21 protein-coding genes and 2 tRNA genes are annotated in these 26,965 nt (G+C 71.6%); 13 read left to right on the forward strand and 10 right to left on the reverse strand.

Annotated elements, in window-relative coordinates:
• Positions 1 to 50 precede the first annotated feature (50 nt).
• The 9 genes from WA788_RS04400 to rpmH all read right to left on the reverse strand — a co-directional run bounded on the left by WA788_RS04400 (position 51) and on the right by rpmH (position 6,756).
• On the reverse strand, positions 51 to 668 hold the full coding sequence (locus tag WA788_RS04400; protein WP_335971796.1) for a GNAT family N-acetyltransferase: 618 nt from the start codon (positions 666 to 668) through the stop codon (positions 51 to 53).
• Positions 669 to 743: 75 nt separating this feature from the next.
• Positions 744 to 1,856 (reverse strand): ParB/RepB/Spo0J family partition protein, encoded by a 1,113-nt coding sequence (locus WA788_RS04405; protein WP_335971797.1) that lies wholly within the window; start codon positions 1,854 to 1,856, stop codon positions 744 to 746.
• Complete coding sequence (locus WA788_RS04410; protein WP_335971799.1) at positions 1,853 to 2,965, reverse strand: ParA family protein; 1,113 nt, start codon at positions 2,963 to 2,965, stop codon at positions 1,853 to 1,855. Before WA788_RS04410 ends, WA788_RS04405 begins: the two co-directional genes overlap by 4 nt.
• Before the next feature lie 260 nt (positions 2,966 to 3,225).
• Positions 3,226 to 3,966, reverse strand: a complete 741-nt coding sequence (gene rsmG, locus WA788_RS04415) for a 16S rRNA (guanine(527)-N(7))-methyltransferase RsmG (RefSeq protein WP_335971801.1) — start codon at positions 3,964 to 3,966, stop codon at positions 3,226 to 3,228.
• A 154-nt stretch (positions 3,967 to 4,120) separates the two neighbouring features.
• On the reverse strand, positions 4,121 to 4,636 hold the full coding sequence (locus tag WA788_RS04420) for a Jag family protein (protein WP_335971802.1): 516 nt from the start codon (positions 4,634 to 4,636) through the stop codon (positions 4,121 to 4,123).
• Positions 4,637 to 4,651: 15 nt separating this feature from the next.
• Entirely contained in the window at positions 4,652 to 5,884 is a 1,233-nt protein-coding gene (gene yidC / locus WA788_RS04425; protein WP_335971804.1) for a membrane protein insertase YidC, read from the reverse strand.
• A gap of 2 nt (positions 5,885 to 5,886) precedes the next feature.
• The gene (yidD, locus tag WA788_RS04430) at positions 5,887 to 6,204 is read right to left on the reverse strand and encodes a membrane protein insertion efficiency factor YidD (RefSeq protein ID WP_335971807.1); all 318 of its coding nucleotides are present in this window, start codon (positions 6,202 to 6,204) and stop codon (positions 5,887 to 5,889) included.
• A complete protein-coding gene (gene rnpA, locus WA788_RS04435; RefSeq protein WP_335971809.1) occupies positions 6,201 to 6,599 on the reverse strand; it encodes a ribonuclease P protein component in 399 nt (132 codons plus the stop codon). Before rnpA ends, yidD begins: the two co-directional genes overlap by 4 nt.
• A 19-nt stretch (positions 6,600 to 6,618) precedes the next feature.
• Complete coding sequence (rpmH, locus tag WA788_RS04440) at positions 6,619 to 6,756, reverse strand: 50S ribosomal protein L34 (protein WP_123606641.1); 138 nt, start codon at positions 6,754 to 6,756, stop codon at positions 6,619 to 6,621.
• Positions 6,757 to 7,166: 410 nt separating this feature from the next.
• Between rpmH and dnaA the strand changes: the two genes are divergently transcribed.
• From dnaA to WA788_RS04495, 11 genes are all read left to right on the forward strand, one after another.
• A complete protein-coding gene (gene dnaA, locus WA788_RS04445) occupies positions 7,167 to 9,002 on the forward strand; it encodes a chromosomal replication initiator protein DnaA (protein ID WP_335971815.1) in 1,836 nt (611 codons plus the stop codon).
• 846 nt (positions 9,003 to 9,848) lie between these two features.
• The gene (gene dnaN / locus WA788_RS04450; RefSeq protein WP_335971817.1) at positions 9,849 to 10,979 is read left to right on the forward strand and encodes a DNA polymerase III subunit beta; all 1,131 of its coding nucleotides are present in this window, start codon (positions 9,849 to 9,851) and stop codon (positions 10,977 to 10,979) included.
• 83 nt (positions 10,980 to 11,062) lie between these two features.
• Complete coding sequence (gene gnd / locus WA788_RS04455) at positions 11,063 to 11,980, forward strand: phosphogluconate dehydrogenase (NAD(+)-dependent, decarboxylating) (RefSeq protein ID WP_335971820.1); 918 nt, start codon at positions 11,063 to 11,065, stop codon at positions 11,978 to 11,980.
• Between the two features lie 68 nt (positions 11,981 to 12,048).
• On the forward strand, positions 12,049 to 13,212 hold the full coding sequence (recF, locus tag WA788_RS04460; RefSeq protein ID WP_335971822.1) for a DNA replication/repair protein RecF: 1,164 nt from the start codon (positions 12,049 to 12,051) through the stop codon (positions 13,210 to 13,212).
• Positions 13,209 to 13,811 (forward strand): DUF721 domain-containing protein, encoded by a 603-nt coding sequence (locus tag WA788_RS04465; RefSeq protein WP_335971825.1) that lies wholly within the window; start codon positions 13,209 to 13,211, stop codon positions 13,809 to 13,811. The genes recF and WA788_RS04465 overlap by 4 nt, the downstream gene beginning before the upstream one ends.
• Positions 13,812 to 14,113: 302 nt before the next feature.
• Positions 14,114 to 16,114 (forward strand): DNA topoisomerase (ATP-hydrolyzing) subunit B, encoded by a 2,001-nt coding sequence (gene gyrB / locus WA788_RS04470; protein ID WP_335971827.1) that lies wholly within the window; start codon positions 14,114 to 14,116, stop codon positions 16,112 to 16,114.
• Positions 16,115 to 16,158: 44 nt separating this feature from the next.
• Entirely contained in the window at positions 16,159 to 18,867 is a 2,709-nt protein-coding gene (gene gyrA, locus WA788_RS04475; protein WP_335971828.1) for a DNA gyrase subunit A, read from the forward strand.
• Positions 18,868 to 18,882: 15 nt separating this feature from the next.
• Entirely contained in the window at positions 18,883 to 19,536 is a 654-nt protein-coding gene (locus tag WA788_RS04480; RefSeq protein WP_435137195.1) for a DUF3566 domain-containing protein, read from the forward strand.
• 48 nt (positions 19,537 to 19,584) lie between these two features.
• Positions 19,585 to 19,658: transfer RNA gene (locus WA788_RS04485), tRNA-Ile, on the forward strand.
• A gap of 194 nt (positions 19,659 to 19,852) precedes the next feature.
• On the forward strand, positions 19,853 to 19,993 hold the full coding sequence (locus WA788_RS04490; RefSeq protein ID WP_335971832.1) for a DLW-39 family protein: 141 nt from the start codon (positions 19,853 to 19,855) through the stop codon (positions 19,991 to 19,993).
• A 191-nt stretch (positions 19,994 to 20,184) separates the two neighbouring features.
• Positions 20,185 to 21,567: a hypothetical protein gene (locus tag WA788_RS04495; RefSeq protein WP_335971835.1), complete on the forward strand. Its 1,383-nt coding sequence runs from the start codon at positions 20,185 to 20,187 to the stop codon at positions 21,565 to 21,567.
• Between the two features lie 3 nt (positions 21,568 to 21,570).
• Here the strand turns inward: WA788_RS04495 and WA788_RS04500 are convergent, their stop codons facing one another.
• Positions 21,571 to 23,115: a serine/threonine-protein kinase gene (locus WA788_RS04500; protein ID WP_335972220.1), complete on the reverse strand. Its 1,545-nt coding sequence runs from the start codon at positions 23,113 to 23,115 to the stop codon at positions 21,571 to 21,573.
• A 150-nt stretch (positions 23,116 to 23,265) separates the two neighbouring features.
• Between WA788_RS04500 and WA788_RS04505 the strand changes: the two genes are divergently transcribed.
• Positions 23,266 to 23,338 (forward strand) — tRNA-Ala (locus WA788_RS04505).
• A gap of 141 nt (positions 23,339 to 23,479) precedes the next feature.
• Complete coding sequence (locus WA788_RS04510; RefSeq protein WP_335972221.1) at positions 23,480 to 26,947, forward strand: AfsR/SARP family transcriptional regulator; 3,468 nt, start codon at positions 23,480 to 23,482, stop codon at positions 26,945 to 26,947.
• The last annotated feature ends 18 nt before the right edge of the window (positions 26,948 to 26,965 follow it).

A 26,965-nucleotide genomic window follows, 5' to 3' on the forward strand; every position in this document is an offset into this window, starting at 1 on the left:
GTGTTCCACGTGGAACACGACCGCCGCCGTTCTCGTTGTCCGCGGAGCGATCAGAGCGGCCGTAGCGCCGGCTCCTTCTGCACAGCCCCCAGCAGGCGGTCGATCGCCATCTCGACGTCCTCCCGCCAGGAGAGCGCGGTGCGCAGTTCCAGCCGCAGTCGGGGGAAGCGCGGATGCGGCCGTACCGTCTTGAAGCCGACCGCGGTCAGATGGTCGGCCGGCAGCACGCAGTCGGGAGACTCCCATGTCGCGTCGCCGAACGCCTCGATGGCCCGAAAACCCCGGCGGACCAGATCCTTGGCGACGGTCTGCACCAGCACCCGGCCGAGCCCCTGCCCCTGGTACCCGGGAATCACCCGGGAGGTCATCAGCTGGACGGCGTCACCGGACACCGGACTGGTGGGGAAGGCGGTGGAGCGGGGCACGTAAGCGGCAGGAGCGTAGAGCACGAAGCCGGCCGGCATCTCGTCCACGTAGACCAGACGTCCGCAGGAGCCCCACTCCAGCAGCACCGCGGAGATCCAGGACTCCTTCTCCAACGCGGGGCGGCCCGCCTTGACGGCCGCTTCACCGCTGACCGGGTCGAGCTCCCAGAAGACGCAGCGCCGGCACGGCATGGGAAGGTCGGTGAGGTTGTCGAGCGTGAGCGGTGCGAGCCGACGTCCCATCTGGCGAAAGACCCCGTTCCTGTCAGCCGACCAGCCTGTCGGCACCCCGGCGCGCCCTGCCGGGGTGCCGACAGGTCACTCGGCGCTGTCCTCGGCTTCGTCACCGTCCTCGGCTTCGGCCTCCAGCCGGTTCTCCAGGACCTTGCCCTCGCCGGGGGCCATCGATCCCAGGATGCGCTCCAGATCCTCTATCGACGCGAACTCCACGACGATCTTTCCGCGCTTTTGACCAAGGTCGACCTTCACCCGGGTGTCGAAGCGGTCGGAAAGCCGGGTGGCCAGATGGGTCAGTGCCGGGGAGACCCGACGGCCTGCCCGCGGTGCGGCGGCCTTACGGGTGCTCGTGGGACCGCTGTTCGCCAGCGTCACGATCTCCTCGACCGCGCGCACCGACAGTCCCTCGGCGACGATCCGGTGGGCCAGCCGGTCCTGCTCCTCGGCGTCCTCCAGCGAGAGCAGCGCCCGGGCGTGGCCGAAGGAGATCACCCCGGCGGCGACCCTGCGCTGCACCGGCGCCGACAGCTTCAGCAGGCGCAGCGTGTTGGAGACCTGGGAACGGGAGCGGCCGATCCGGTCGGCCAACTGCTCATGGGTGCAGGCGAAGTCCCGCAGCAGCTGGTCGTACGCCGCGGCCTCCTCCAGCGGGTTCAGCTGGGCCCGGTGCAGATTCTCCAGCAGGGCGTCGAGCAGCAGCTTCTCGTCGTCGGTGGCCCGGACGATCGCCGGGATGCGCTCGAGACCCGCCTCCCGGCAGGCCCGCCACCGGCGCTCGCCCATGATCAGCTCATAGCGGCCGGTGTCGATCTGCCGCACCACCACCGGCTGGAGCAGGCCCACCTCCTTGATGGAGGTGATGAGTTCATTGAGGGCGTCCTCGTCGAAGACCTCCCTCGGCTGCCGCGGGTTCGGGGTGATGGTGTCCAGCGCGAGTTCAGCGAAGTAGGCACCGGTGACCGGCACCTCCACCCCGGACACATCCGGTTCTGTTCCACGTGAAACAGGGATGTCCACGGGTGCGGGCACGCTCTCCGCCGCTCGGCGGTCGGTCAACCCGGCCACCTTGGCCGCAGCGACCCCGCGGTCCGGTACCAGCACAGGCTGGCTCGCGGGTGCGGCACTGGCCGGCTGCGGCGCCGCCGGGATCAGCGCGCCAAGACCGCGGCCGAGCCCTCTGCGTCGATCACTCACTGGATCCCCTCCGACATGCTGTGCGGGTTGTGCTCTTGGTGCTGTTCCGGGTCGTACTCGACCGTGACGTTGCCGGGCAGGCCCCGCAGGGCCATCTCGCGGGCCGCCTCCAGGTAGGAGAGAGCGCCGCTGGAACCCGGATCGTAGGTGAGCACGGTCTGGCCGTAGCTGGGGGCCTCCGAGATACGCACCGATCGCGGGATGCTGGTGCGCAGCACCTCCTTGCCGAAGTGGGTGCGCACCTCCTCGGCGACCTGGGCGGCCAGCCGGGTCCGGCCGTCGTACATCGTCAGCAGGATCGTGGAGACGTGCAGCCTCGGGTTGAGGTGGGCACGGACCAGATCGACGTTCTTCAGGAGCTGGCCCAGGCCCTCCAGCGCGTAGTACTCGCACTGGATCGGGATGACCACCTCGGCGCCGGCCACGAGGGCGTTCACCGTGAGCAGGCCGAGAGAGGGCGGGCAGTCGATCAGCACATAGTCCAGCGGCTGTTCGTAGCCCTCGATCGCCCGCTGCAACCGGCTCTCGCGCGCGACCAGGGAGACGAGTTCGATCTCCGCGCCCGCCAGGTCGATGGTGGCGGGGGCGCAGAAGAGCCCTTCGACATCGGCGACCGGGACCACGACGTCGGAGAGCGGCTTGCTCTCCACCAACACGTCGTAAATCGAGGGGACTTCGGCGTGGTGGTCGATGCCGAGGGCGGTGGAGGCATTGCCCTGCGGATCGAGGTCGATCACCAGGACCCGCCCGCCGTGCAGGGCGAGGGAGGCCGCCAGGTTGACGGTGGTAGTGGTCTTCCCCACCCCGCCCTTCTGGTTGGCGACGACCATCACCCGGGTCTGGGCGGGCCGGGGCAGCCCCTCACCGGCGCGACCGAGCGCTTCCACGGCCAACTGGGCCGCGCGCCCGATGGGGGTGTCATCCATGGGAGGCAATGTTTCACGTGAAACACCGCTCCCGTACCCCGGGGGCCCGGACAGGGGTCCTCCGGCGGTTTCAGCTGAGCGGGGACCGGGGACCGGATCGGCCATCGGCCCCGCGATGTTGGCGTCGGACCGCAAGGACTCACTCTCCTCGACTTCAGGCTCGCTATGAGAAGAGCCTGCCATGCCCGAGGGGTGCTGAACCAGCGAGCCCCGGCTGCCTGTGGATAAATCCCGGGAACCGTCCACAGTCGGGGCCTTCTTCACCGGTTTGGTGGCGTGCGCTTCGGCCGCGGCACGGCCACGGTTGAGAACTCCGGGGAGCAGCGAGCGACGTTTCACGTGGAACACGATGCACAGCGGTACGACGCCAACTCCGCAGACACTCCGGATCGTGCGGTTTTGGCCGGTTGGATGGCGTAGAAAGCCGGTCCGAGCGGGCGACGTCAGCGCCGGCGGCGTCCGCCGCCTCCGTTGCGTGAGGCGCGATGTGCGCGCGCTGCCTTGGCCCGCCGACTCGCAGCCCGCACCCCACCGGGGCTCTCCCCGACCTGGACCCGGACCACGGTGGAGAGCGGATCGACGATGCCCTCGCCGACCTGCACCACGCTCGCGCCCACCGCGCCGAGCCGGCCCAGTGCCGCCCGGGCCGTCTTCAGCTCCTCCTCGGCGGTGTCGCCCTTGAGCACGGCCATCTCGCCGTGCGGGCGCAGCAGCGGCAGCCCCCACCCGGCCAGCCGCTCCAGCGGCGCCACCGCACGGGCCGTCACCACATCCACCGTCGGCAGCAGGCCGACCATCTCCTCCGCCCGACCCCGGACCACCGTGACGTTCTCCAGACCGAGCACCCTGACCACCTCGTCGAGGAAGGTGGTCCGCCGCAGCAGCGGCTCCAGCAGGGTGATCTCCAGGTCCGGCCGCACCAGCGCCAGCGGGATGCCGGGCAGCCCGGCGCCGGACCCGACGTCGCAGACCGACACCCCCTCGTCGATCACTTCGGAGAGCACCGCGCAGTTCAGCAGGTGCCGCTCCCACAGCCGGGGCACCTCGCGTGGGCCGATCAAGCCGCGCTGGACACCCACGTCCGCCAGCAGCCCGGCATAGCGCAGCGCGTCGTCGAAGCGATCGCCGAAGACCTCTCTGGCCTGCTCGGGCGGCGCGGGAAGCTCCGCTGCTGCCTCGGTCACGGAGGCGGTCCTTTCCTCGAAGTCCGCGCCTTGGTCGCCCAAGCGCTCGGAAGGCAGACGTACACCATCAGAGTTACAAGGTTCGGCCCCGTCTGCGAACAGACGGGGCCGACGGGTTGGTCACGCGCGCGTGCGCGGCGGGTCGGTCGGGATGCTACGCGGGCAGGACGACGACGCGGCGCTGCGGCTCCTCGCCCTCGGACTCGCTGCGCAGCCCGGCCGCGGCGACCGCGTCGTGCACGACCTTGCGCTCGAACGGCGTCATCGGGTCCAGCTTCACCGGCTCGCCGGTCTGCTTGACCTCGGCTGCCGCGCTCGCGCCGAGCTTCGCCAGCTCGGCCCGCTTCTGAGCCCGGAACCCTGCGATGTCGAGCATCAGCCGGCTGCGCTCACCGGTCTCCCGGTGCACCGCGAGCCGGGTCAGCTCCTGGAGCGCCTCCAGGACCTCGCCGTCCCGCCCGACCAGCTTGTTCAGATCACGGGTGCCGCTGTCACCGATGATCGACACCGACGCGCGCTCGCCCTCGACATCCATGTCGATGTCGCCGTCGAGGTCGGCGATGTCGAGCAGGCCCTCGAGGTAGTCCGCCGCGATCTCGCCTTCCTGCTCCAGCCGGGTCAGGCCGGCCGGACCGGCGTCGGGTGCCGTGGTCGTGTTGACGTCGCTCACGCCTGGACTCTCCTCTTACTTCTTCTTCGACAGGTTGCCCGGCTTGGGCTTCGCGCCACCGGACTGCTTGCCCGAAGCGCCGCCGCCTTGCTTGGTGCTGCCCGCGCGGGGCGCACCGGCCCGAGGAGCACCCGCGCGGGGCGCGCCCTTGCCGCCACCGGACTGCTTGCCACCGGACTGCTTCGCACCGCCGGAGCCCCCGGAGCCACCAGCCGCCTTCGCACCGCCGGAGCGGCCGGCGCCACCGGAGTCACCGGCGCCGCCGGAAGCCCCTGTGGCCGTCCCGGCACCACCGCCGCTACGGGTACTGGTGGCGGTGCCACCGGAGGTCCGCTGGGACTTGCTCTGCCGCTTCGGCTGGGTGCGGTTGGCGCGCGCCTGCTCGACCGCTTCCTTCGCCTTGATCTCCTCCGGCGGCTCCACCAGCTTGCCCTTGGCCCGCAGCCGCTCCTGCCGCTGCTTGAACGCGAGGCTGCCCGGGGTGGGGTTGCGGCGGATGACGACGAGCTGCTGCGCCATGGTCCAGACGTTGGTGGTCAGCCAGTACAGCAGCACACCGACGGGAGCGATGATGCCGAAGCCCGCGAAGATCAGCGGGAACACGTACATCAGCATCTTCTGCTGCTGCATGAACGGCGTGTTCACCGACATGTCCACGTTCTTCGTCATCAGCTGGCGCTGCGTGTAGAACTGCGAGAACGACATCAGCACGATCATGATGATCGTGACCGTGCGCACCTCGGCGTGGCTGGTGTGCAGGTGCGCCAGGGTGGCGGTGCTGTCGAGGAACTTCGCCGGCAGCGGGGCGCCGAAGATGTGCGCCTTGCTCGCGCTCTCCACGAGGTTGCTGTGGATCACGCCCACCTCGTGGCCCTTCGCCACGTTGCTGAGCACGTGGTACAGGGCGAAGAAGAACGGCGACTGGATCAGGATCGGCAGGCACGAGGAGAGCGGGTTGGTACCCGTCTCCTTGTACAGCTTCATCATCTCCTCGGACTGCTTCTGCCGGTCGTTCTTGTAGCGCTCCTGGATCGCCTTCATCTTCGGCTGGAGCACCTGCATGTTCCGGGTGGACTTGATCTGCTTCACGAAGAGCGGGATCAGGGCCGTCCGGATCAGGACCACCAGGGAGACGATGGACAGACCCCACGCCCAACCGCTGTCCTTGTCGAATACCAGGCTGTACAGCGAGTGGAACTGGACGATGATCCACGAAACGGCGTCATAGAGGGGGTTCAAGATCCCCACGGTCAGGCTCCTTGGGCGTGAGAGGGTCCGGTGGGCTCGGGCGTGACGGGCCCGTCGGAGCCGCCCCGCAGGTAGCGGCGCAGCAGTTCGTGCCATCGCGGTCGCTTACGCGGCGGGACGTGGTCCACGCCACCCGGCGACCAGGGGTTGCAGCGCAGGATGCGCCACACGGTCAACCCGGTCCCCTTGATCGCACCGTGCCGGTCGATGGCCGTGTAGCCGTAGTGCGAGCAGGAGGGGTAGTAGCGGCACACCGGTCCGAGCAGCGGACTGATCGTCCACTGGTAGATCTTGATCAGTGCCAGCAGCGGGTACTTCATCGAGCCACCCTCCCCTCGGCGTCGCCACGGGCGTCACGGCCCAGCAACCGCTGGAGCGCGGCGTCCAGGTCGAGGGCTAGCTGTGCGTGGTCCGCGCTCCCCGCGTCGGGGAGCGCGCGTACTACCACAAGGCTACCGGGGGGCAGCAGCGACAGACGCTCCCGCACCAGATGACGCAGTCGGCGCCTGACCAGGTTGCGCTGCACGGCGTTGCCGACGGCTTTGCTTACGACGAAACCCGCACGCGCCGGGGGAGCGTCTCCCCCTGGCGTGTGCGGGTCCGTGGCGTCGCGGCGCAGATGGACGACCAGTAGCGGGCGACCCGCCCGGCGTCCCCGGCGAACCGCTTCGCCGAAGTCCTGGCGCCGCCTCAGCCGATTCTCGGTGGGCAGCACGGCATGAGACCTGTGGCAATCAGGCGGACAGGCGGGCGCGGCCCTTGGCGCGGCGGGTCGAAAGGATCGCGCGGCCGGCACGGGTACGCATACGCAGACGGAAGCCGTGGGTCTTGGCGCGGCGACGGTTGTTCGGCTGGAAGGTGCGCTTGCTCACTCGGGGGCTCCAGAGGATCGGGACGGCAGCGGTGCGTCGCCTGGCTGTCACCGTGCGCCCACGAGGAAGCTCGCGGACTGATCGGGTGTACCGCTTTGACAACCACCCGGAGGCCTGAGACTCCCGGAAGATCTTCGCCCATCGGTAGGCAGGCGGCAGCAGCCATCGACAACTCGACCTCGATACGGTACGTGCGGCTAGGCCATCCGGTCAAACCCGGCCTGCGACACCCCGAGGTTTGTACACAGCCTGTGGACAACGACTTGAACCGCGCACACTGGCCTGACTACCGTGACTGGACTCCGGACCCATCCAGGTAGCGAACTTCCTCCACTCCCCGCCCCTTCCGGAGGTTCACACTTTCGCGGGAGTTCTCCGCACCACCCGAGCGACCCGAGAGAGCGTGCACTGTGGCCGACGTGACTGCCGATCTTGCCGCAGTGTGGCCACGGGTGCTGCAGAAGCTGCTGATGGACAGCGAGCTGAAGCCCAAGGACACGGAGTGGTTGCAGCGCACCCAGCCGCTGGCCCTGGTCGCCGGCACCGCGGTGCTCTCCGCGCCCAACGAGTTCGCCAAGAACGTGCTCGAGGGACGGCTGCTGCCCCTGATCACCAAGGTGCTCAGCAGTGAGTTCGGTCACTCGGTCGGCATCGCGATCGCGGTGGCCTCGGGCGGCGACCAGGAGCAGCCGCCCCCGGCCGAGCCCGCCGAGGAGCGCGACCCGCGCGCGGACCGCCCGCACGACAGTCGAGACAGCAGAGACGGCCGCGACAGTCGGGACCCCCTCGGCGCCCGCGACCCGCACGAACTGCGGATGCGCCCCGCCTACCCCGACGAGCACCAGGACTGGCAGCAGCCCAAGCTCGGCAGCTGGGGCGTGCCCGCCCCCGTCGACTTCCAGGACCGCGAGCCGTACGAGGTGCGCCGCGATGCCTACGACGAGCGCCGCTCCCCCCGGGACGGCTACGACGGCGGCCGGTCCGAGTCGTACGACAGCCGCCCGGAGCCGTTCGAGGAGCGGCGCTATCTGCCGGAGCCGCGCGACTCCTACCCGAACGTGCCGCACCAGGGGCACCAGCCCCAGGGCCGCCCCGGTCCGCAGACGTACGTCCCACCGCCGGCCGCCTACCAGCAGGCGCCCGTGGTGCCGGCCGCGCGCAGCGAGCAGCCGGGCGGCGGGAGCGGCTCCGGCGGCAGCAACGGCGCGGTGGAGCCGACCGCCCGGCTGAACCCGAAGTACCTCTTCGACACCTTCGTGATCGGCGCGTCCAACCGCTTCGCGCACGCGGCCGCGGTCGCCGTCGCCGAGGCGCCCGCCAAGGCGTACAACCCGCTCTTCATCTACGGGGAGTCCGGCCTCGGCAAGACGCACCTGCTGCACGCGATCGGGCACTACGCCCGCAGCCTGTATCCCGGCACCCGGGTGCGGTACGTCAGCTCGGAGGAGTTCACCAACGAGTTCATCAACTCCATCCGGGACGGCAAGGCGGACGCGTTCCGCAAGCGGTACCGGGACATGGACATCCTGCTCGTCGACGACATCCAGTTCCTGGCACAGAAGGAGTCGACGCAGGAGGAGTTCTTCCACACCTTCAACACCCTGCACAACGCCAACAAGCAGATCGTGCTCTCCTCCGACCGGCCGCCCAAGCAGTTGGTCACCCTGGAGGACCGGCTGCGCAACCGGTTCGAGTGGGGCCTGATCACCGACGTCCAGCCGCCGGAGCTGGAGACGCGGATCGCGATCCTGCGGAAGAAGGCGGTGCAGGAGCAGCTCAACGCCCCGCCGGAGGTACTGGAGTTCATCGCCTCGCGGATCTCGCGCAACATCCGCGAGCTGGAGGGCGCGCTGATCCGGGTCACCGCCTTCGCCAGCCTCAACCGGCAGCCGGTCGACCTCCAGCTCACCGAGATCGTGCTCAAGGACCTGATCCCGGGCGGCGACGACTCGGTGCCGGAGATCAGCGGCACCGCGATCATGGCGGAGACGGCCGCGTACTTCGGGCTCGCGGTGGACGACCTGTCCGGCTCCTCCCGCAGCCGGGTACTGGTCACCGCGCGGCAGATCGCGATGTACCTGTGCCGCGAGCTGACCGACCTGTCGCTACCGAAGATCGGCGCGCTCTTCGGGGGCCGCGACCACACGACGGTCATGCACGCCGACCGCAAGATCCGCTCGCTGATGGCCGAACGGCGCTCCATCTACAACCAGGTGACGGAGCTGACCAACCGCATCAAGAGCTGACGCGGGACCGGCCGCGCGCCGTACGAGCGGTCCTCAGCGCGCCGAAAAAGCCGCACACGCCGTCCGCGCACCCACCCACGAGTGCCCCGGGAGCCCTGCTCCCGGGGCACTCGCCGTTTCCCGCTGTTCGATTACGCCCGGCAGAGATCCGTTTTTCCACAGGAAGGTGGACGAAGCGTCGTCCACAGCCTGTGCACACCGGAGTTGTCCAGATTCGTCTCCACAGGCCGGCTGCCGCAAGGGACATCGGCCCAGCTCAGCCGCATGTGGAAATGTGGGTAACCCATATCCACAGACTGTGGATGAAACGGGCAACGGTGCACCTGGGTCGAGGAGTTGTCCACCGCCTACCCACAGGATGCCCTGGGTTGTACACAGGTTCGGGCCGCTTCTCCACATCTCTGTCCACTGTTCGGCAACGCAACACGGTTAGGGGCACGAACGAGTGAAAGCCGTCACACCAAGGGGGTGGGTTGGCCTGGGGAGAACCCGGGTATTCCTGGGGATGGAGCTGGGGACAAGTCGGGGTGCCCTGTGTATGGGGTGTGCACAACTTTCCGCCGTCCACAGCCGCCCCTGGTTATCCACCGGCGTCACCCACAGGCCCGGTGGATAAAAAACCGCCCCTGACCTGCACAGGAACCGGTTATCCACGGTATCCACACCCCCTACTACTACGACTACACCTAGAGAGCTGGGAAGTCGTTTCGAAGCGGGGGCTGTGCACAACTCGGGCCGGTGCCGCCCCGCCGCTCGGATCACGGCTTGACGCCAAGCCGCACCTGCTGTCAGTCCTGTGCGTCAGACTGGTCCCCGACAGCCAGCAACAAGCAGGAGGCGGTTCCGGTGAAGATCCGGGTGGAGCGCGACGTACTCGCCGAGGCAGTGGCTTGGGCAGCCCGCAGCCTCCCGGCCCGTCCCCCGGTGCCCGTGCTCGCCGGGCTGCTGCTCAAGGCCGAGGAGGGCAAGCTCAGCCTCTCCGGCTTCGACTACGAGGTCTCGGCGCGGGTCTCGGTCGAGGCGGAGGTCGACGAGGAGGGCACCGTGCTGGTCTCCGGCCGGCTGCTCGCCGACATCTCCAGGGCGCTGCCCAACCGCCCCGTGGAGATCTCCACCGACGGCGTGCGGGTCACCGTGGTCTGCGGCAGTTCCCGCTTCACCCTCCACACCCTCCCCGTCGAGGAGTACCCGGCGCTGCCCGCGATGCCCACCGCCTCGGGCACCGTCCCCGGTGAGGTCTTCGCCGCCGCCGCCGCCCAGGTCGCCATCGCCGCCGGGCGCGACGACACGCTGCCGGTGCTCACCGGTGTGCGGATCGAGATCGAGGGCGACACCGTCACGCTGGCCGCCACCGACCGCTACCGCTTCGCGGTCCGCGAGTTCCTGTGGAAGCCGGAGCAGGCCGACATCTCCGCGGTCGCCCTGGTGCCCGCCAAGACCCTCCAGGACACCGCCAAGTCGCTCACCAGCGGCGACACCGTCTCCATCGCCCTGGCCGGCGCCGGTGAGGGCGAGGGGCTGATCGGCTTCGAGGGCGCGGGCCGCCGCACCACCACCCGGCTGCTCGAGGGCGACCTGCCGAAGTACCGCACCCTGTTCCCCACCGAGTTCGCCTCGGTCGCGGTGATCGAGACCGCGCCCCTGGTCGAGGCGGTCAAGCGCGTCGCCCTGGTCGCCGAGCGCAACACCCCGGTGCGGCTGAGCTTCGAGCAGGGTGTGCTCACCCTGGAGGCCGGTTCCAGCGACGACGCACAGGCTGTGGAAAGGGTCGAGGCCAAGCTCGACGGCGACGACATCTCGATCGCCTTCAACCCGACCTTCCTGCTCGACGGCCTCAGCGCGATCGACTCCCCGGCCGCCCAGCTGTCCTTCACGACCTCCACGAAGCCGGCCCTGCTCAGCGGCCGACCGGCCGTCGACGCCGAGGCCGACGAGGCGTACAAGTACCTGATCATGCCGGTGCGCCTGTCCGGCTGAAGCCCGGACCGCGGGGCGACGTAGGCTCGTGGTCGGACCGGGCCGGGCTCAGGCAGTCCCGCCGGGTACCGCGGTCACGCGCCATGCGTTACGCGTCGAATGCTTCGAACGAAGGGTCAGTGATGGAGCTCGGTCTCATCGGTCTCGGCAAGATGGGCGGCAACATGCGCGAGCGCATCCGCCGCGCCGGCCACACCGTCATCGGGTACGACCGGAACCCGGACCTCGCCGATGTCCACAGCCTCAAGGAACTTGTGGACTCGCTCCAGGGTCCGCGCGTGGTGTGGGTGATGGTCCCCGCCGGCAAGGCCACCCAGTCCACCATCGACGAACTGGGCGAGCTGCTCTCGCCCGGCGACCTGGTGGTCGACGGCGGCAACTCCCGCTGGACCGACGACGAGAAGCACGCCGAGCAGCTGGCCGCCAAGGGCATCGGCTTCGTCGACTGCGGCGTCTCCGGCGGCGTGTGGGGCCTCGCCAACGGCTACGCGCTGATGTACGGCGGCACCGCGGAGGACGTCGCCAAGGCGCAGCCGATCTTCGACGCGCTCAAGCCCGAGGGCGACTCCGGCTCGGTGCACGCCGGCAAGGTCGGCGCCGGCCACTTCGCCAAGATGGTCCACAACGGCATCGAGTACGCGATGATGCAGGCGTACGCCGAGGGCTGGGAGCTGCTGGAGGCGGTGGACTCGGTCACCGACGTCCGCGAGGTCTTCCGCTCCTGGAAGTCGGGTACGGTGATCCGCTCCTGGCTGCTCGACCTGGCCGTGGACGCGCTCGACAAGAGCGAGCACCTGGAGAACCTCCGCGGCTACGCGGACGACTCCGGTGAGGGCCGCTGGACCGTGGAGGCCGCGATCGACAACGCGGTGCCGCTGCCCGCGATCACCGCGTCCCTCTTCGCCCGGTTCTCGTCCCGCCAGGACGACTCGCCGCAGATGAAGATGATCGCCGCGCTGCGCAACGAGTTCGGCGGCCACGCGGTCACCGCGGCCGAGTAGGCCGCGCGGCGGTTCTCGTACCGCACGTCACAGCAGGGAGGTCGGCGCATCGGGCGCCACAGCACGAGATGCACGTAGCGCACCTTTCGCTCGCCGACTTCCGCTCCTACGCCCGGGCCGAGGTCCCTCTCGACCCGGGCGTCACGGTCTTCGTCGGGCCCAACGGGCAGGGCAAGACCAATCTGGTCGAGGCGGTCGGCTATCTGGCCACCCTCGGCAGCCACCGGGTCGCCGCGGACGCGCCCCTGGTACGGCTCGGCGCGGAGCGCTCGGTGGTCCGCGCCCAGGTGGTGCAGGGCGACCGGCAGCAGCTGGTCGAACTGGAGATCAACCCGGGCCGCGCCAACCGGGCCCGGATCAACCGCTCCTCGCAAGTCCGGCCGCGGGACGTACTGGGCATCCTGCGCAGCGTGCTGTTCGCCCCGGAGGACCTGGCGCTGGTCAAGGGCGACCCCGGCGAGCGGCGGCGCTTCCTCGACGAGCTGGTCACCGCCCGCGCGCCCCGGCTGGCCGGGGTCCGCTCCGACTACGAGCGGGTGCTCAAGCAGCGCAACACCCTGCTGAAGTCCGCCGCGCTGGCCCGCCGGCACGGCAGCCGGGCGGCCGCGGGCAGCGCGGGCCGGACCGGCGGCGCCGACCTGTCCACCCTGGACGTGTGGGACCAGCACCTGGCCCGCGCCGGCGCCGAACTGCTCGCCCAGCGGCTCGACCTGGTCGCCGCGCTCCAGCCGCTGGCCGACAAGGCGTACGAGCAGCTCGCGCCCGGCGGCGGCCCGGTCGGGCTGGAGTACCGCGGCTCGATCGGCGACGAGAGGATGGCCGGCGCGACCGGCCGCGAGGACCTGTACGGGCGGCTGCTGGAGGCGCTCGGCGAGGCCCGCAAGCAGGAGATCGAGCGCGGTGTGACCCTGGTCGGACCGCACCGCGACGACCTGGTGCTCAAGCTCGGCCCGCTCCCGGCGAAGGGCTACGCCAGCCACGGCGAGTCGTGGTCGTACGCGCTCGCGCTGCGGCTGGCGTCGTACCAACTGCTCTGCTCCGACGGGCGGGAGCCGGTGCTGGTGCTGGACGACGTGTTCGCCGAGCTGGACACCCGGCGCCGGGAGCGGCTGGCCGAACTCGTCGCGCCCGGCGAGCAGGTGCTGGTGACGGCCGCGGTCGACGACGACGTGCCGGGCGTGCTGGCGGGCACGCGCTTCGCGGTGCAGAACGGAACGGTGCAGCGGGCATGAGCGAGGGCGAGCGGGCACGGGCCCGGCAGGAGGACGGCGCCGGAGCCGTACCCCGGCAGGAGGGCGCGGCGCCGGGCGGAGGGGAACAGCCGGCGGCAGGCGGCGCCTCGGGGGTGGACCTCGCCCGGGTGGCGCTGCGGGCGGCGAAGGAGCAGGCGCGGGCCAGGGGCGCGGCGGCGGTGCAGAAGAAGCAGGCCCGCCGGGGCGGGCTGCGCAGCGGCGCCCGGGCGGACGGCCGCGACCCGCTGCCGCTGGGCGCGGCGATCAACCGGCTGATCACCGAGCGCGGCTGGGAGGCGCCGGCCGCGGTCGGCGGGGTGATGGGCCGCTGGCCGCAGCTGGTCGGGCCGGAGGTGGCGCTGCACTGCGCGCCGGAGCGGTACGACGAGGACGAGCGGGTGCTGACCGTGCAGTGCGACTCGACGGCGTGGGCGACCCAGTTGCGGCTGCTCGCTCCGACACTGGTGGCGCGGCTCAACGCCGATCTCGGGCAGGGCACGGTGCGGATGATCAAGGTGCTGGCACCGGCCGGTCCGAGCCGGTCGTACGGCAGGCTGCGCGCGCCCGGCAGCCGTGGTCCGGGTGACGCGTACGGGTGAGCGCGCAGGCGCACGGATGCCCCTGCTGAGCGTAGTGGGAGGTTGACAGCCGGAAGCCCTGGACGCCCTCGTGAGCGGTTTCGGCACCGGGGCCGCGTGTAGGGAGTCGGCCGAGGCGGGGTTCGGTCGGCACATGGGAACTCAGGTACCGGCAAAGCCCCACTCATGTCGGCGCTACCGGTAGACTGGTACGAGACCGCCCTCCCCTGGCAGTCCGGCGAGTCCGGCAGGGGTACCCCAGCGGAACCGTCGAACCACAGTCAGAACATCGCAGCCGATCCCACCGCGGTGGGACCCGGCTCGTGCTGTGCCAGAAAGGGCGCTTCGTGGCCGATTCCGGCAACCCCAACGAGAACTCCAACAAGTCCTACGACGCCAGTGCGATCACCGTGCTGGAGGGACTCGAGGCGGTGCGCAAGCGCCCCGGTATGTACATCGGCTCGACCGGTGAGCGGGGCCTGCACCACCTCGTGCAAGAGGTCGTGGACAACTCGGTCGACGAGGCGATGGCCGGCTTTGCCGACACCATCGACGTCACGATCCTCGCCGACGGCGGCGTGCGCGTGGTGGACAACGGGCGCGGCATCCCGGTCGGCATCATCCCCTCGGAGGGCAAGCCGGCCGTCGAGGTCGTGCTGACCGTGCTGCACGCCGGCGGCAAGTTCGGCGGCGGCGGCTACGCGGTCTCCGGCGGTCTGCACGGCGTCGGCGTCTCGGTGGTCAACGCGCTGTCGACGCGCGTCGCCGTCGAGGTCCGCACCGACGGGTACCGCTGGACGCAGGACTACAAGCTGGGCGTGCCGACGGCGCCGCTGGCCAAGCGCGAGGCCACCGAGGAGACCGGCACCTCGGTCACCTTCTGGGCCGACCCGGACATCTTCGAGACCACCGAGTACTCCTTCGAGACGCTCTCCCGGCGGCTGCAGGAGATGGCGTTCCTCAACAAGGGCCTGCGGATCGCGCTGACCGACGAGCGCCCCGACCACGTGGACGAGGAGGGCAAGCCGCTCTTTGCCTCGTACTACTACGAGGGCGGCATCGTCGACTACGTGCGGTACCTCAACTCGCGCAAGGGCGAGATGGTCCACCCCACGGTGATCGACATCGAGGCGGAGGACAAGGAGCGGCTGCTGTCGGTCGAGGTCGCCATGCAGTGGAACACCCAGTACAGCGAGGGTGTCTACAGCTTCGCGAACACGATCCACACCCATGAGGGCGGCACCCACGAAGAGGGCTTCCGCGCGGCCCTGACCGGCCTGGTCAACCGCTACGCGCGGGAGAAGAAGCTGCTGCGGGAGAAGGACGACAACCTCACCGGCGAGGACATCCGCGAGGGCCTGACCGCGATCATCTCGGTCAAGCTCGGCGAGCCGCAGTTCGAGGGCCAGACGAAGACCAAGCTCGGCAACACCGAGGCGAAGACGTACGTGCAGAAGGTCGTGCACGAGCACCTCACCGACTGGCTGGACCGCAACCCCAACGAGGCCACGGACATCATCCGCAAGTCGATCCAGGCGGCCACCGCCCGGGTCGCGGCCCGCAAGGCGCGGGACCTCACCCGCCGCAAGGGCCTGCTGGAGTCCGCGTCGCTGCCGGGCAAGCTGAGCGACTGCCAGTCGAACGACCCGACGAAGTGCGAGATCTTCATCGTCGAGGGTGACTCCGCCGGCGGCTCGGCGAAGTCCGGCCGCAACCCGCAGTACCAGGCGATCCTCCCGATCCGCGGCAAGATCCTCAACGTGGAGAAGGCCAGGATCGACAAGATCCTGCAGAACCAGGAGATCCAGGCGCTGATCTCGGCCTTCGGCACCGGTGTGCACGAGGACTTCGACATCGACAAGCTGCGCTATCACAAGATCATCCTGATGGCGGACGCCGACGTCGACGGCCAGCACATCAACACGCTGCTGCTGACCTTCCTCTTCCGGTTCATGCGCCCGCTGGTGGAGGCCGGACACGTGTACCTGTCCCGCCCGCCGCTGTTCAAGGTGAAGTGGGGCCGCGACGACTGGGAGTACGCCTACTCCGACCGCGAGCGCGACGCGCTGGTGGAGCTGGGCAAGCAGAGCGGCAAGCGCATCCGCGAGGACTCAATCCAGCGCTTCAAGGGCCTCGGCGAGATGAACGCCGAGGAGCTGCGGGTCACCACCATGGACATCGACCACCGTGTGCTCGGCAAGGTCACGCTGGACGACGCGGCGCAGGCCGACGACCTGTTCTCCGTGCTCATGGGCGAGGACGTGGAGGCGCGCCGCACCTTCATCCAGCGCAACGCCAAGGACGTCCGGTTCCTGGACATCTGAGTCGGCCCCGACTTCCGGCCGTGTGAAAGGACTATCAGACAGCGATGGCCGACGAGACCCCCAACACCCCTCCCGTGCCCGATCTCCCCGCGTCCGAGATGGACGAGCGCAACGAGTCCGGGGGGCTGCGCATCGAGCCCGTCGGGCTCGAGACGGAGATGCAGCGCAGCTACCTCGACTACGCGATGTCCGTCATCGTCTCGCGCGCCCTGCCGGACGTGCGCGACGGCCTGAAGCCCGTGCACCGCCGGGTGCTGTACGCGATGTACGACGGCGGCTACCGGCCGGAGAAGGGCTTCTACAAGTGCGCCCGCGTCGTCGGTGACGTCATGGGCACGTACCACCCGCACGGCGACTCCTCGATCTACGACGCGCTGGTCCGGCTGGCGCAACCGTGGTCGATGCGGATGCCGCTGGTGGACTCCAACGGCAACTTCGGCTCGCCGGGCAACGACCCGGCCGCCGCCATGCGGTACACCGAGTGCAAGATGGCGCCGCTGGCCATGGAGATGGTCCGGGACATCGACGAGGAGACCGTCGACTTCACGGACAACTACGACGGCCGCAACCAGGAGCCGACGGTCCTGCCGTCCCGCTTCCCGAACCTGCTGATCAACGGGTCGGCCGGGATCGCGGTCGGCATGGCCACCAACATCCCGCCGCACAACCTGCGGGAGGTCGCCGACGGCGCCCAGTGGTTCCTGGCCAACCCGGACGCGACGTCCGAGGAACTGCTCGACGCGCTGATCGAGCGGATCAAGGGCCCGGACTTCCCGACCGGCGCCCTGGTGGTCGGCCGCCGCGGCATCGAGGACGCGTACCGCACCGGGCGCGGCTCGATCACCATGCGCGCGGTCGTCGAGGTCGAGGAGATCCAGAACCGGCAGTGCCTGGTCGTCACCGAGCTGCCGTACCAGACCAACCCGGACAACCTCGCGCAGAAGATCGCCGACCTGGTGAAGGACGGCCGGATCGGCGGGATCGCGGACGTCCGCGACGAGACCTCCTCGCGCACCGGCCAGCGGCTGGTGATCGTGCTCAAGCGCGACGCCGTCGCCAAGGTGGTGCTCAACAACCTCTACAAGCACACCGACCTCCAGTCGAACTTCGGCGCCAACATGCTCGCGCTGGTCGACGGGGTGCCGCGCACGCTCTCGCTGGACGCGTTCATCCGCAACTGGGTGAACCACCAGGTCGAGGTCATCATCCGGCGTACCCGGTTCCGGCTGCGCAAGGCCGAGGAGCGCGCCCACATCCTGCGCGGCCTGCTCAAGGCGCTCGACGCGATCGACGAGGTCATCGCGCTGATCCGGCGCAGCGACACCGTCGAGACCGCGCGCGAGGGCCTGATGGGCCTGCTGGAGATCGACGAGATCCAGGCGAACGCGATCCTGGAGATGCAGCTGCGGCGGCTGGCCGCCCTGGAGCGGCAGAAGATCATCGCCGAGCACGACGAGCTCCAGGTGAAGATCAACGAGTACAACGCGATCCTCGCCTCGCCCGAGTTGCAGCGGCAGATCATCAGCGAGGAACTCCAGGCCATCGTCGACAAGTTCGGCGACGACCGGCGCAGCAAGCTGGTGCCCTTCGACGGCGACATGTCCATCGAGGACCTGATCGCCGAGGAGGACATCGTCGTCACGATCACCCGCGGCGGCTATGTCAAGCGCACCAAGACCGAGGACTACCGCTCGCAGAAGCGCGGCGGCAAGGGCGTGCGGGGCACCAAGCTGAAGCAGGACGACATCGTCGACCACTTCTTTGTCACAACCACGCACCAATGGCTGCTGTTCTTCACGAACAAGGGACGCGTCTATCGCGCCAAGGCGTACGAGCTTCCGGACGCCGGACGGGACGCCCGAGGCCAGCACGTGGCGAACCTGCTGGCCTTCCAGCCGGACGAGCGGATCGCCCAGATCCTGGCCATCAAGGACTACGAAGCGGCGCCGTACCTGGTGCTCGCCACCAAGTCCGGCCTGGTGAAGAAGACCGCGCTGAAGGACTACGACTCCCCGCGCTCCGGCGGTGTGATCGCGATCAACCTGCGGGACGCCGGGGCCGCCGAGGAGGGCGCCGCGGCCGAGTCCGACGAGCTGATCGGCGCCGAGCTGGTCTCCGCCGAGGACGACTTGTTGCTGGTCAGCCGCAAGGCGCAGTGCATCCGCTTCACCGCGACCGACGAGGCGCTGCGGCCGATGGGCCGGGCCACCTCGGGGGTGAAGGGGATGAGTTTCCGCGCGGGTGACGAACTCCTCTCCATGAACGTGGTGCGGCCCGGTACGTTCGTCTTCACCGCCACCGACGGCGGCTACGCCAAGCGCACGCGGGTCGACGAGTACCGCGTGCAGGGGCGTGGCGGGCTCGGGATCAAGGCGGCGAAGATCGTCGAGGACCGGGGCTCGCTGGTCGGTGCGCTGGTGGTCGAGGAGACCGATGAGATCCTTGCCATCACGCTCAGCGGTGGCGTGATCCGGACGCGGGTCAACGAGGTCAGGGAGACCGGTCGTGACACCATGGGCGTCCAGCTCATCAACCTCGGCAAGCGGGACGCGGTGGTAGGTATCGCGCGCAACGCCGAAGCGGAGGATGATCCGGACGGCGTGGAGTCCGACGGCGTGGCGCCGGAAGGCGCGGAGTCCGGTGAGCAGGACGGCGTGGTGGCGCAGGCGGCCGCGGCGGACGACACGAGCACGACAGGGCATGACACTGCGGCCCCGGGTCAGACCCCCGCGGCCGGTGAAGCAGAGGAGTAAGCCGTGAGTGGAGCCATGGGCGCCGCGGGCGGGTCCGGTAGGACGGGTGGCGCCCATGGCGCCGGCCGCACGGGCGGTGCCCATGGCTCGGCCGGGAGCACCGGCCCGGCCGGCGCTGCGGACCGCAGCGGTCCGCAGGAGGGGGGATACACCGTGACCGACACCCGTCAGTCGCCGCACCAGCCGCCGGCCGCGTACCCGCCGCCTCGGCCCTCGGACGCGCCCGGTGGCACCGGGACGTCCGCCGCGGCCGCCGGGGTGCGCAGACCGCGGCCCGCGGCCCGTACGGCGCCGCGTACCCGCAAGGCGCGGCTGCGGGTGTCCAAGGCCGACCCGTGGTCGGTGATGAAGGTCAGCTTCCTGCTGTCGATCGCGCTGGGCATCTGCACGATCGTCGCGGTGGCCGTGCTGTGGATGGTGCTCGACACCATCGGCGTGTTCAGCGCCGTGGGCTCCACCATCAGCGACGCGACCTCCACCGAGGGCGGCAAGGGCGGCTTCGACCTGGTGAGCTTCCTGTCGCTGTCCCGGGTGCTGCTGTTCACCACGGTGATCGCGGTCATCGACGTGGTGCTCGCCACCGCGCTGGCCACTCTGGGGGCCTTCATCTACAACCTCTCCTCGAACTTCGTGGGCGGCGTGGAGCTCACCCTGGCCGAGGACGAGTAACCGATTTTGGGGCTCGGCCCCTGGTGCGCTAATCTTTCCGTGCAGCGCGGGGCTATAGCTCAGACGGTTAGAGCGCTTCCCTGATAAGGAAGAGGCCCCAGGTTCAAGTCCTGGTAGCCCCACTCGCAGACAGGCGGTTCGGTCCCTGAGGGACCGGGCCGCCTTTGTCGTTCCCCGGCGGGGTGTCGGGCCCGGCCTCGGCGGTGGCGCGACGCCCTACCCGTTTTCGATGCCAGGTAACCATTCGGTATCGGCCGCTGTGTATAGTCGGGCGGGTCAGAAGCTCGTCTCACGCAAGAAGGAGGAGGGTCAGGCGATGAAGAAGATTCTCCTGATCGCCCTGGCCGCCGTCGCCGGGCTGTTCGTGTACCGGCAGATCCAGGCGGATCGCGCCGAGCAGGACCTGTGGACGGAAGCCACTGACACGGTCCCGGGTGGTTCCGGCTCAGACGTGTGAGATGCCGTGAGCAGCGCGCCGAGAGGCGCGAGGGCGGTCTTCGGGCCCCGGTCGCACAGCGCGGCCGGGGCCTTCGCCGTTCCCGCCCGTTCCGATACGGTGCCGGTGCAGCTACGGTGCCGCGCATCGCACTCTGATCGGCTCCGATCGGTCCCGGTCGGTTCCCCGGTCGGAGGGGACGGGAGCAGGGGATGAAGCGCACGACGTTCGGCGTGGCCGCGGCCTTAGTGGTGCTGGCCGCCGCGGCGACCCCGGCGGTCGCGGACGGCGGGACGACCACGTCGCCGGACACCTCCTCGTCCTCGGCGTCCTCCGCCCCCTCCGGTGCCACCGACACCGCCACCGCCCCGGCCACGCCGACCGCCCCGGCCACCTGGCAGCCGCAGGGCCGCGTGCTCACCGGAGCCGCCACCACGGCCGACGCACCCGTGCTGAAGGCGGGCACCACCTACCAGGACACGATCAAGCCCGGCCAGACGCGGATGTACACCATCCCCCTGGACGCGGTCTCCTCCGCCTACGCCTCGGCGTTCGCCCTGCCGCCGACCGGCGTGAAGGTGGCCTACAACGACGGCATCGAGCTGAAGTTCACCAGCGCCGACGGGACGCAGTGCGACAGCCGCGAGGCGCACTTCGACGACGACGGCGACGCCCGCCCGGTCGGCACCGCGGTGCAGCGCGTGGCCAGCGGCGGTTACGGCTCCTGCGAGGTCGCCGACCGGTACACGCTCCAGGTGCACCGCACCTCCGAGGCGGGCTCGGACCAGGCGGCCTGGCCGCTGGAGCTGCGCTACGTCCTGGAACCGCCGCTCAAGGCGGGCGCCGACCGGCAGTCCGCACCGCCCGACGTGACCGCCACCGCCTCCCCGACCCCGCTCACCACCGGCACGACGAAGCCGGCGAGCGGCGGCACTTCGTTCGAGACCGCGGCCGCGCTGCGGACCGGCATCTGGAAGGACCAGGTGCTGCCCGGCGAGACGCGCTTCTACAAGGTGGCGGTCGACTGGGGCCAACAGGCCACCGTCTTCGCGGACTTCTCCAGCGCGCCGCTGATCGGCAGCTCCCTCAACTTCGTCAACACCGGGGTCCGGCTGACCTCCTTCAGCCCGGTCCGGCAGTACGTCGACGGCGACGACGGCTCCTACTCCGGCGCGCAGACCTCGCTCGACACGCAGGTGCCGACGGTGTCCTACGCGAACCGCTCCTCGGACGACGACACGGTCCAGCGGGTGCGGTACGCGGGGTGGTACTACGTCGCGGTCACGGTGCACCCGGACGTGGCCAAGCAGGTCAGCGGGGCGGTGCCGGTCACACTGCGGGTCCAGGTCTCCGGTACGGCGCAGGCCGGTCCCCCGTACGCCGGGGACCCGGGCGCGGCCGGGATCGGCGTCGACGCCCACGCGGCGGCCTCGGCCGACGGCACCGCGCCGTCGGCCGCCGGCACGGCCGGCGGGGCGCCCGCGGTCCCGGGGCTGCGCATGGTCGCGTACGGGGCGTTCGGGCTCGGCACGCTGCTGCTGCTCGTCCTGGCGGTCTGGTTCGGGGCGGCGCGGCGGCGGCCGGCCAGGGGCTGAGCCTCAGGAGGCCATCAAGGCCACGACGCCGATCGCGAAGCAGAGCAGGGCGAGGACCAGCATCGGCACCGCGACCTTCGCCGGGGGGCCGGGTTTGGCACGGCGGGCCGGGAGGGCGGCGGAGGCGGTGTCGGCGGTGTCCGCGGTGCCGGTGGTGGTGCCCGGCGCGGTGGAGGCGGTCGCGGGGGTCGGAGTCGGGGCCGCGGTCGCGGGGGCCGGGAAGGGTTCCGGCGGTGCGGGGTGGTTCAGGCGGGTGGGCGGGTGCGTCGGGGGCTCCGGCGGAGCGGCGGGCGCGGGCAGCGGTACGGCCTCCACGGCCGCGTGAGCGGTCGGGGCGGCGTGGCGGGGCTGGCGGCGCCCGCCGGGCGGCTGCGGGGCGGGCAGGGGCTCCACAGGGGCCTCGACGGGCATCTGCGGGGGCGGCACCGGGGTGGCGGGTGGCGTGGGGGGAGCCGCGGGCGGGGCGGGAGGCATGGGCGTGGGGGCCGTGGTGGGGCGGGCGGGGTAGCCCGGCAGGGGCGCCGCACCGTATCCGGCCGGGTGGCCCTGGCCCGGGTGCCCCTGGCTCGAGCGGTCCTGGTCCGGCGGCAGCGCCGGTGGCGGGGGGACGGGAGTGGACGGCGGGGCGGCCGCACCGGCGGGCGCCGGCGCGGTGACCGCCCGGTCCGCGGTCGGCCCGTCCGGGCCGAACCCCGCGGGCAGCGGGCCGATCAGGTCGAAGATCTCCACCGGTTCCTCGCCGGACCCGTCCTCCGGCAGCAGCTCCGACGCGGCCGCCAGCGCCTTGCGCGCGCCCGTCGCCGTACGGAACCGCGCGTACGGGTCCGGCTGGAGCAGGGTGCCGACCACCTGCCACAGCGGGCCCGGCACGCCCAGCGGCGCCGGGGGCATGCCCATCTCCAGGAACCGGTCCTGCACCGCCTGGGCGTCGGGTTTGCGCCCGCCGAGCAGGTAGAGCGCGACGAGCCCGGTCGCGTACAGGTCCGCCGCGAAGTCCGGCTCGGCGCCGAGCAGTTGCTCCGGGGCGAAGTAGCCGGGCGTGCCGACCACGTAGTTGGCCTCGGTGAGCCGGGCGTCGCCCTTGCGCATCGCGATCCCGAAGTCCGACAGCCGTACGTGCGGGGGGCGGGTGCCGGTCGCCTCCAGCAGGACGTTGGCGGGCTTGATGTCCCGGTGGATGACGCCCTCGGCGTGCACCGCGCTCAGCCCGGCGAGCAGCTGGTCGAGCAGCACGCAGACCAGGCGCGGCGGCAGCGGGCCGTACTCCGCGACCAGGTGCGACAGCGAACCGCCGCACACCAGGTCCATGGTGAACAGCACCTTGTCGTCGTCCGCGGCCCAGCTCGCCGGGGCCAGCACGTGCGGGTGGTCGATCCGCAGCGCCTGCTCCCGGACGAAGCGCAGCAGCGCGTGGGCGTCGCTCTGCTGGAGCAGCTTCGCCGCCACGTAGCGCCGCCTGCGGCGGTCCCACGCCCGCCACACCGCTCCGACCCCGCCGCGTCCGATCGGGTCCACCAGCTCGTACCGACCCGCGAAGACCTCGCCCATCGCCTGCCGTCCGCCCTCTTCACCGACCTCGATCCCGTCGGACCAGACTCTGCCAGGGCCGCCCACCCGGGCGCGAGGGTGTGTCCCACCCATCCCGCCCACAACCCGTTTCGGCTCGCCCCCCTCCACCCGGTACGCTGTCTGCCACACGGGGCCTTAGCTCAGTTGGTAGAGCGCTGCCTTTGCAAGGCAGATGTCAGGAGTTCGAATCTCCTAGGCTCCACTCGTGTGCGCGCAGACCGTCGGCCCCCTCACCCGGGATGGGTGAGGGGGCCGACGGCGTGTGGGCCGGGTGCGGCGGCCGGGCGGTGGGGTGCGGGGGCTGGGGGTCGGGGTGGGGGTGGGACAGAATCGGGGGGTGGTCATGTTCGGGGTGTTGGGGGCGACGCGGGCGGTCGGGGCCGACGGCGCCGAGGCCGCGTTGGGCGGGCCGCGGCGGCGGGCGGTGCTGGCGCTGCTCGTGCTGGAGGCGGGGCGGGTGGTCGCCGCGGAGCGGCTGATCGACGGTCTGTACGGAGCGGGCGCGCCGGCCGGGGCGGCCAACGCGGTGCAGTCGCAGATCTCGCGGTTGCGGCAGGTGCTGCCGGTGGCGGTGGAGGGGCACCCGGCGGGGTACCGGCTGGCGGCGGAGCGGGAGCAGGTGGACGCGTACCGGTTCGAGCGGCTGGCGCTGCGCGGGCGGGAGGCGCTGGCGGCCGGACAGCCGGGCGCGGCGGCCGAGTTGCTGGCGGACGCGCTCGGGTGGTGGCGCGGGCCCGCGCTGGCGGACGTGGGGGACGCGCCGTTCGCGGTGGCCCAGGCGGCGCGGTGGGAGGAACTGCGGCTGGGGGCGGTGGAGGACCGGGTCGAGGCAGGACTGGCGCTCGGCCGGCATCGCGATGTGGTGGCGGAACTGGGGGAGTTGGTGGCCGCGCACCCCCTGCGGGAGCGGCTGCGCGGCCAGTTGATGCGCGCGCTGTACGGCAGCGGGCGGCAGGCCGAGGCGCTGGCGGCGTACGAGGCGGCCCGGCGGGAGCTGGCCGACGCGCTGGGCGCCGACCCGGGCCCGGAGCTGTCCGCGGTCCACCTCGCGGTGCTGCGCGGAGACCCGTCGCTGATACCGGACAGGCCGCGGACGCGGGAGGAGCGGGAGGGGCCGGGCGCAGCCGCAGCCGGGCCCGCACCCGTACCGCCCCGGACAACCGCGCATGTTCCACGTGAAACACGCGCGGAGGCGCATGTTCCACGTGGAACAGCGCCGCACGCCCGCCGTGCACATCCGGAGTATCCGGAGCGTCCCGAGCCTCCGGAGCACCACGAACTTCCCGCCCGGCTCACCAGCTTCATCGGCCGCGAGGAGGAAATCGCCCGGATCGGCGAGCAGTTGGCGCATGGCCGGCTCGTCACGCTGATCGGCCCGGGCGGCGCCGGGAAGACCCGGCTCGCGGTGGAGGCGGCCCGCCGCCACCCGGACGGCGTGCGGTTCGTGGAGCTGGCCGGGCTCGACGACGGCGCCGCCCTGGCACGGGCCGTCCTCGGCGGCCTCGGGCTCCGCGAGGGCGGGCTGCTGCCGACGTCCGGCCCGGGCGCCGCCGCGCCGGACCCGCTGTCCCGGATCACGGCCGCCCTCGCCGACCGCCCGCTGCTGCTGGTCCTGGACAACTGCGAGCACGTCGTCACCGAAGCCGCCTACTTCACCGAGCGCCTCCTCGCCGGGCTGCCGCTGCTGCGGGTCCTCGCCACCAGCCGCGAAGCGCTCGGCATCGACGGCGAGGCGCTGTGCCCGGTGCCGACCCTGCCCCTGCCGCAGCCCGGCACGGACCGGGAAGGAGCGCTGGCCTCCCCCGCCGTACGCCTATTCGTCGAACGGGCCACCGCCGTGCGCCCCGACTTCGACCCGGTCGCCGACCCGGCGAGCGCGGACGCCGTGCTGCGGCTGTGCACCGCCCTGGACGGGCTGCCGCTGGCGATCGAGCTCGCCGCGGCCCGGCTGCGCTCGCTGTCGGTCGTGGACATCGCCGCCCGGCTCGGTGCGCTCCCCGACCGCGACGGCGACGTGGTCCCGTACAGCCTCGGCATACGGCCGGACGCGCTCTTCCGGCTGCTGTCCCGCGGCAGCCGCACCGCCCAGCCGCGCCAGCGCACCCTGCGCGGCGTCGTGGAGTGGAGCTGGGAGCTGCTGCCCGCGGACGAGCGGGCGGTGCTGCGGCGCGCCTCGGTGTTCGCGGGCGGCTGGACCCTGGATGCCGCGGAGGCGGTCTGCGCCGACCCGGAACCGGCCCACGGCGACCCCGCCGGCGCGGACCGCATCGACCCCGACGACGTGCTGGACCTGGTCGCCGCGCTCGTGGAGAAGTCCCTCGTCGTCGCCCAGCAGCCGGACGTGTCCGGCCGGGTCCGCTACCGCGTGCTGGAGTCGATCCGCGCGTACGGCGCCGAGCGGCTGGCCGAGGCGGGCGAGACCGACCGCACCCAGCGCGCCCACATCGCGCACTTCCTGCGCTTCGCGCTCGACGCGGACCCGCACCTGCGCCGCGCCGAGCAGGTGGAGTGGCTGGCGCGGTACGCCGAGGACAACGACAACTTCCGGGCGGCCCTGCACCGCGCCCAGGCTGCCGGGGACACCACCGCCACGATGCGGCTGGTCGCGGCCCTGTCGTCGTACTGGCTGCTGCGCGGGGTGCGGTACGAGGGGGTCGCGGCCGCCCGGCAGGTGCTCGCGGCGCTCGGGCCGCACCCGCCGGAGGGCATGGAGGAGGAGTTCGCCCTGTGCGTGATGGCGGTGCTTGGCGCGCTCTCCGACCCGGACGCCTACGCCGAGCACGTGGCGGCCGCCACCGTCGTCGTGGACCGGATGCACCGGGTGTCCCGGCGCTTCCCCGTCCTCACGCTGCTGTGGGCGCCGTTCGCGGGTGTGCCGGACGCGAGCGAGGACACCGTCGCGGTGCTGGAGGAGTTCCTCGCCGAGCACGACGACCCGTGGTACCGCGCGCTCGGCCACCTCGGCGCCGGCTTCCAGGCGTGGATGACGCACGCCGACACCGCCACCGCCCGGCGCGAGTGCACCCGCGCTCTGGAGTACTTCACGGCCGAGGGCGACCGCTGGGGCATGATCACCTCCCTCAATGTGCTCGCCGACCTCGCGGACTACGACGGCCGGCTGCCGGAGGCCCTCGCGTCGCTGGGCCGTGCGCTGGAGCTGGCGCAGGAGCTGGACTCCGCCCTGGACATGGCCGAACTGCTCTGCAACCACGCCGCGTACAGCCTGCGCGCGGAGGAGTACGACGCGGCGCGGGCGTACTGCGAGCGGGCCGTGCTGCTCTCCCGCCGGGCCGGCTCGCCGGAGACGCTGGCGATGGCCCACGTCGGGCTCGGCGAGGCCGCCCGGCTGTCCGGCGATCTGGCCACCGCGCGGGCGCTGTGCGAGCAGGCGCTTTTGGAGTGCCCGCGCGGCTGGTTCTCCAGCGACGGCATCCGCTCCACCGCGCTGCGCGCCCTCGGCTGGATCGCGGTGGCCGAGGGCGACGCGGCCGCCGCCCGGGACCGGTTCAGGGCCGCCGCGGCGGACAGCGGCAGCGGTGCCATGGAGTTCCCGATGTCCGGCGCGCTCCTGGCGGTGGCCGCCGCGGGGCTCGCGGTGCTGGTCGACGAACCGCGTCGGGCCGCACTGCTGCTGGGCGCCGCACACGCGGTGCGCGGCAGGCCGCCCGGCGGACCCGACGTACGCGCCACGGCCGCTGCGGCCCGAAGAGCCCTGGGCGACGGGCCGTACGAGGAGGCGTACGCGCGCACCCGCGCCTTGGACCGGGCCGCCGCGCTCGCCCTGACCACGGAGTACCTGACCGGCGGGTGACCCGTCCCCCGCCCCCGC

The sequence above is a fragment of the Streptomyces sp. CA2R106 genome (assembly GCF_037034245.1).
Classification (GTDB): domain Bacteria; phylum Actinomycetota; class Actinomycetes; order Streptomycetales; family Streptomycetaceae; genus Actinacidiphila.

Bases quoted from the DNA above. Each gene is read 5' to 3' on its own strand.
- WA788_RS04400 (WP_335971796.1), bottom strand. From the start codon at position 668: ATGGGACGTCGGCTCGCACCGCTCACGCTCGACAACCTCACCGACCTT.
- WA788_RS04410 (WP_335971799.1), bottom strand. From the start codon at position 2,965: ATGGCAGGCTCTTCTCATAGCGAGCCTGAAGTCGAGGAGAGTGAGTCC.
- yidD (WP_335971807.1), bottom strand. From the start codon at position 6,204: ATGAAGTACCCGCTGCTGGCACTGATCAAGATCTACCAGTGGACGATC.
- gnd (WP_335971820.1), top strand. From the start codon at position 11,063: ATGCGTTACGCGTCGAATGCTTCGAACGAAGGGTCAGTGATGGAGCTC.
- recF (WP_335971822.1), top strand. From the start codon at position 12,049: ATGCACGTAGCGCACCTTTCGCTCGCCGACTTCCGCTCCTACGCCCGG.
- WA788_RS04465 (WP_335971825.1), top strand. From the start codon at position 13,209: ATGAGCGAGGGCGAGCGGGCACGGGCCCGGCAGGAGGACGGCGCCGGA.
- gyrA (WP_335971828.1), top strand. From the start codon at position 16,159: ATGGCCGACGAGACCCCCAACACCCCTCCCGTGCCCGATCTCCCCGCG.
- WA788_RS04480 (WP_435137195.1), top strand. From the start codon at position 18,883: ATGGGCGCCGCGGGCGGGTCCGGTAGGACGGGTGGCGCCCATGGCGCC.
- WA788_RS04490 (WP_335971832.1), top strand. From the start codon at position 19,853: ATGAAGAAGATTCTCCTGATCGCCCTGGCCGCCGTCGCCGGGCTGTTC.
- WA788_RS04495 (WP_335971835.1), top strand. From the start codon at position 20,185: ATGAAGCGCACGACGTTCGGCGTGGCCGCGGCCTTAGTGGTGCTGGCC.
- WA788_RS04500 (WP_335972220.1), bottom strand. From the start codon at position 23,115: ATGGGCGAGGTCTTCGCGGGTCGGTACGAGCTGGTGGACCCGATCGGA.
- WA788_RS04510 (WP_335972221.1), top strand. From the start codon at position 23,480: ATGTTCGGGGTGTTGGGGGCGACGCGGGCGGTCGGGGCCGACGGCGCC.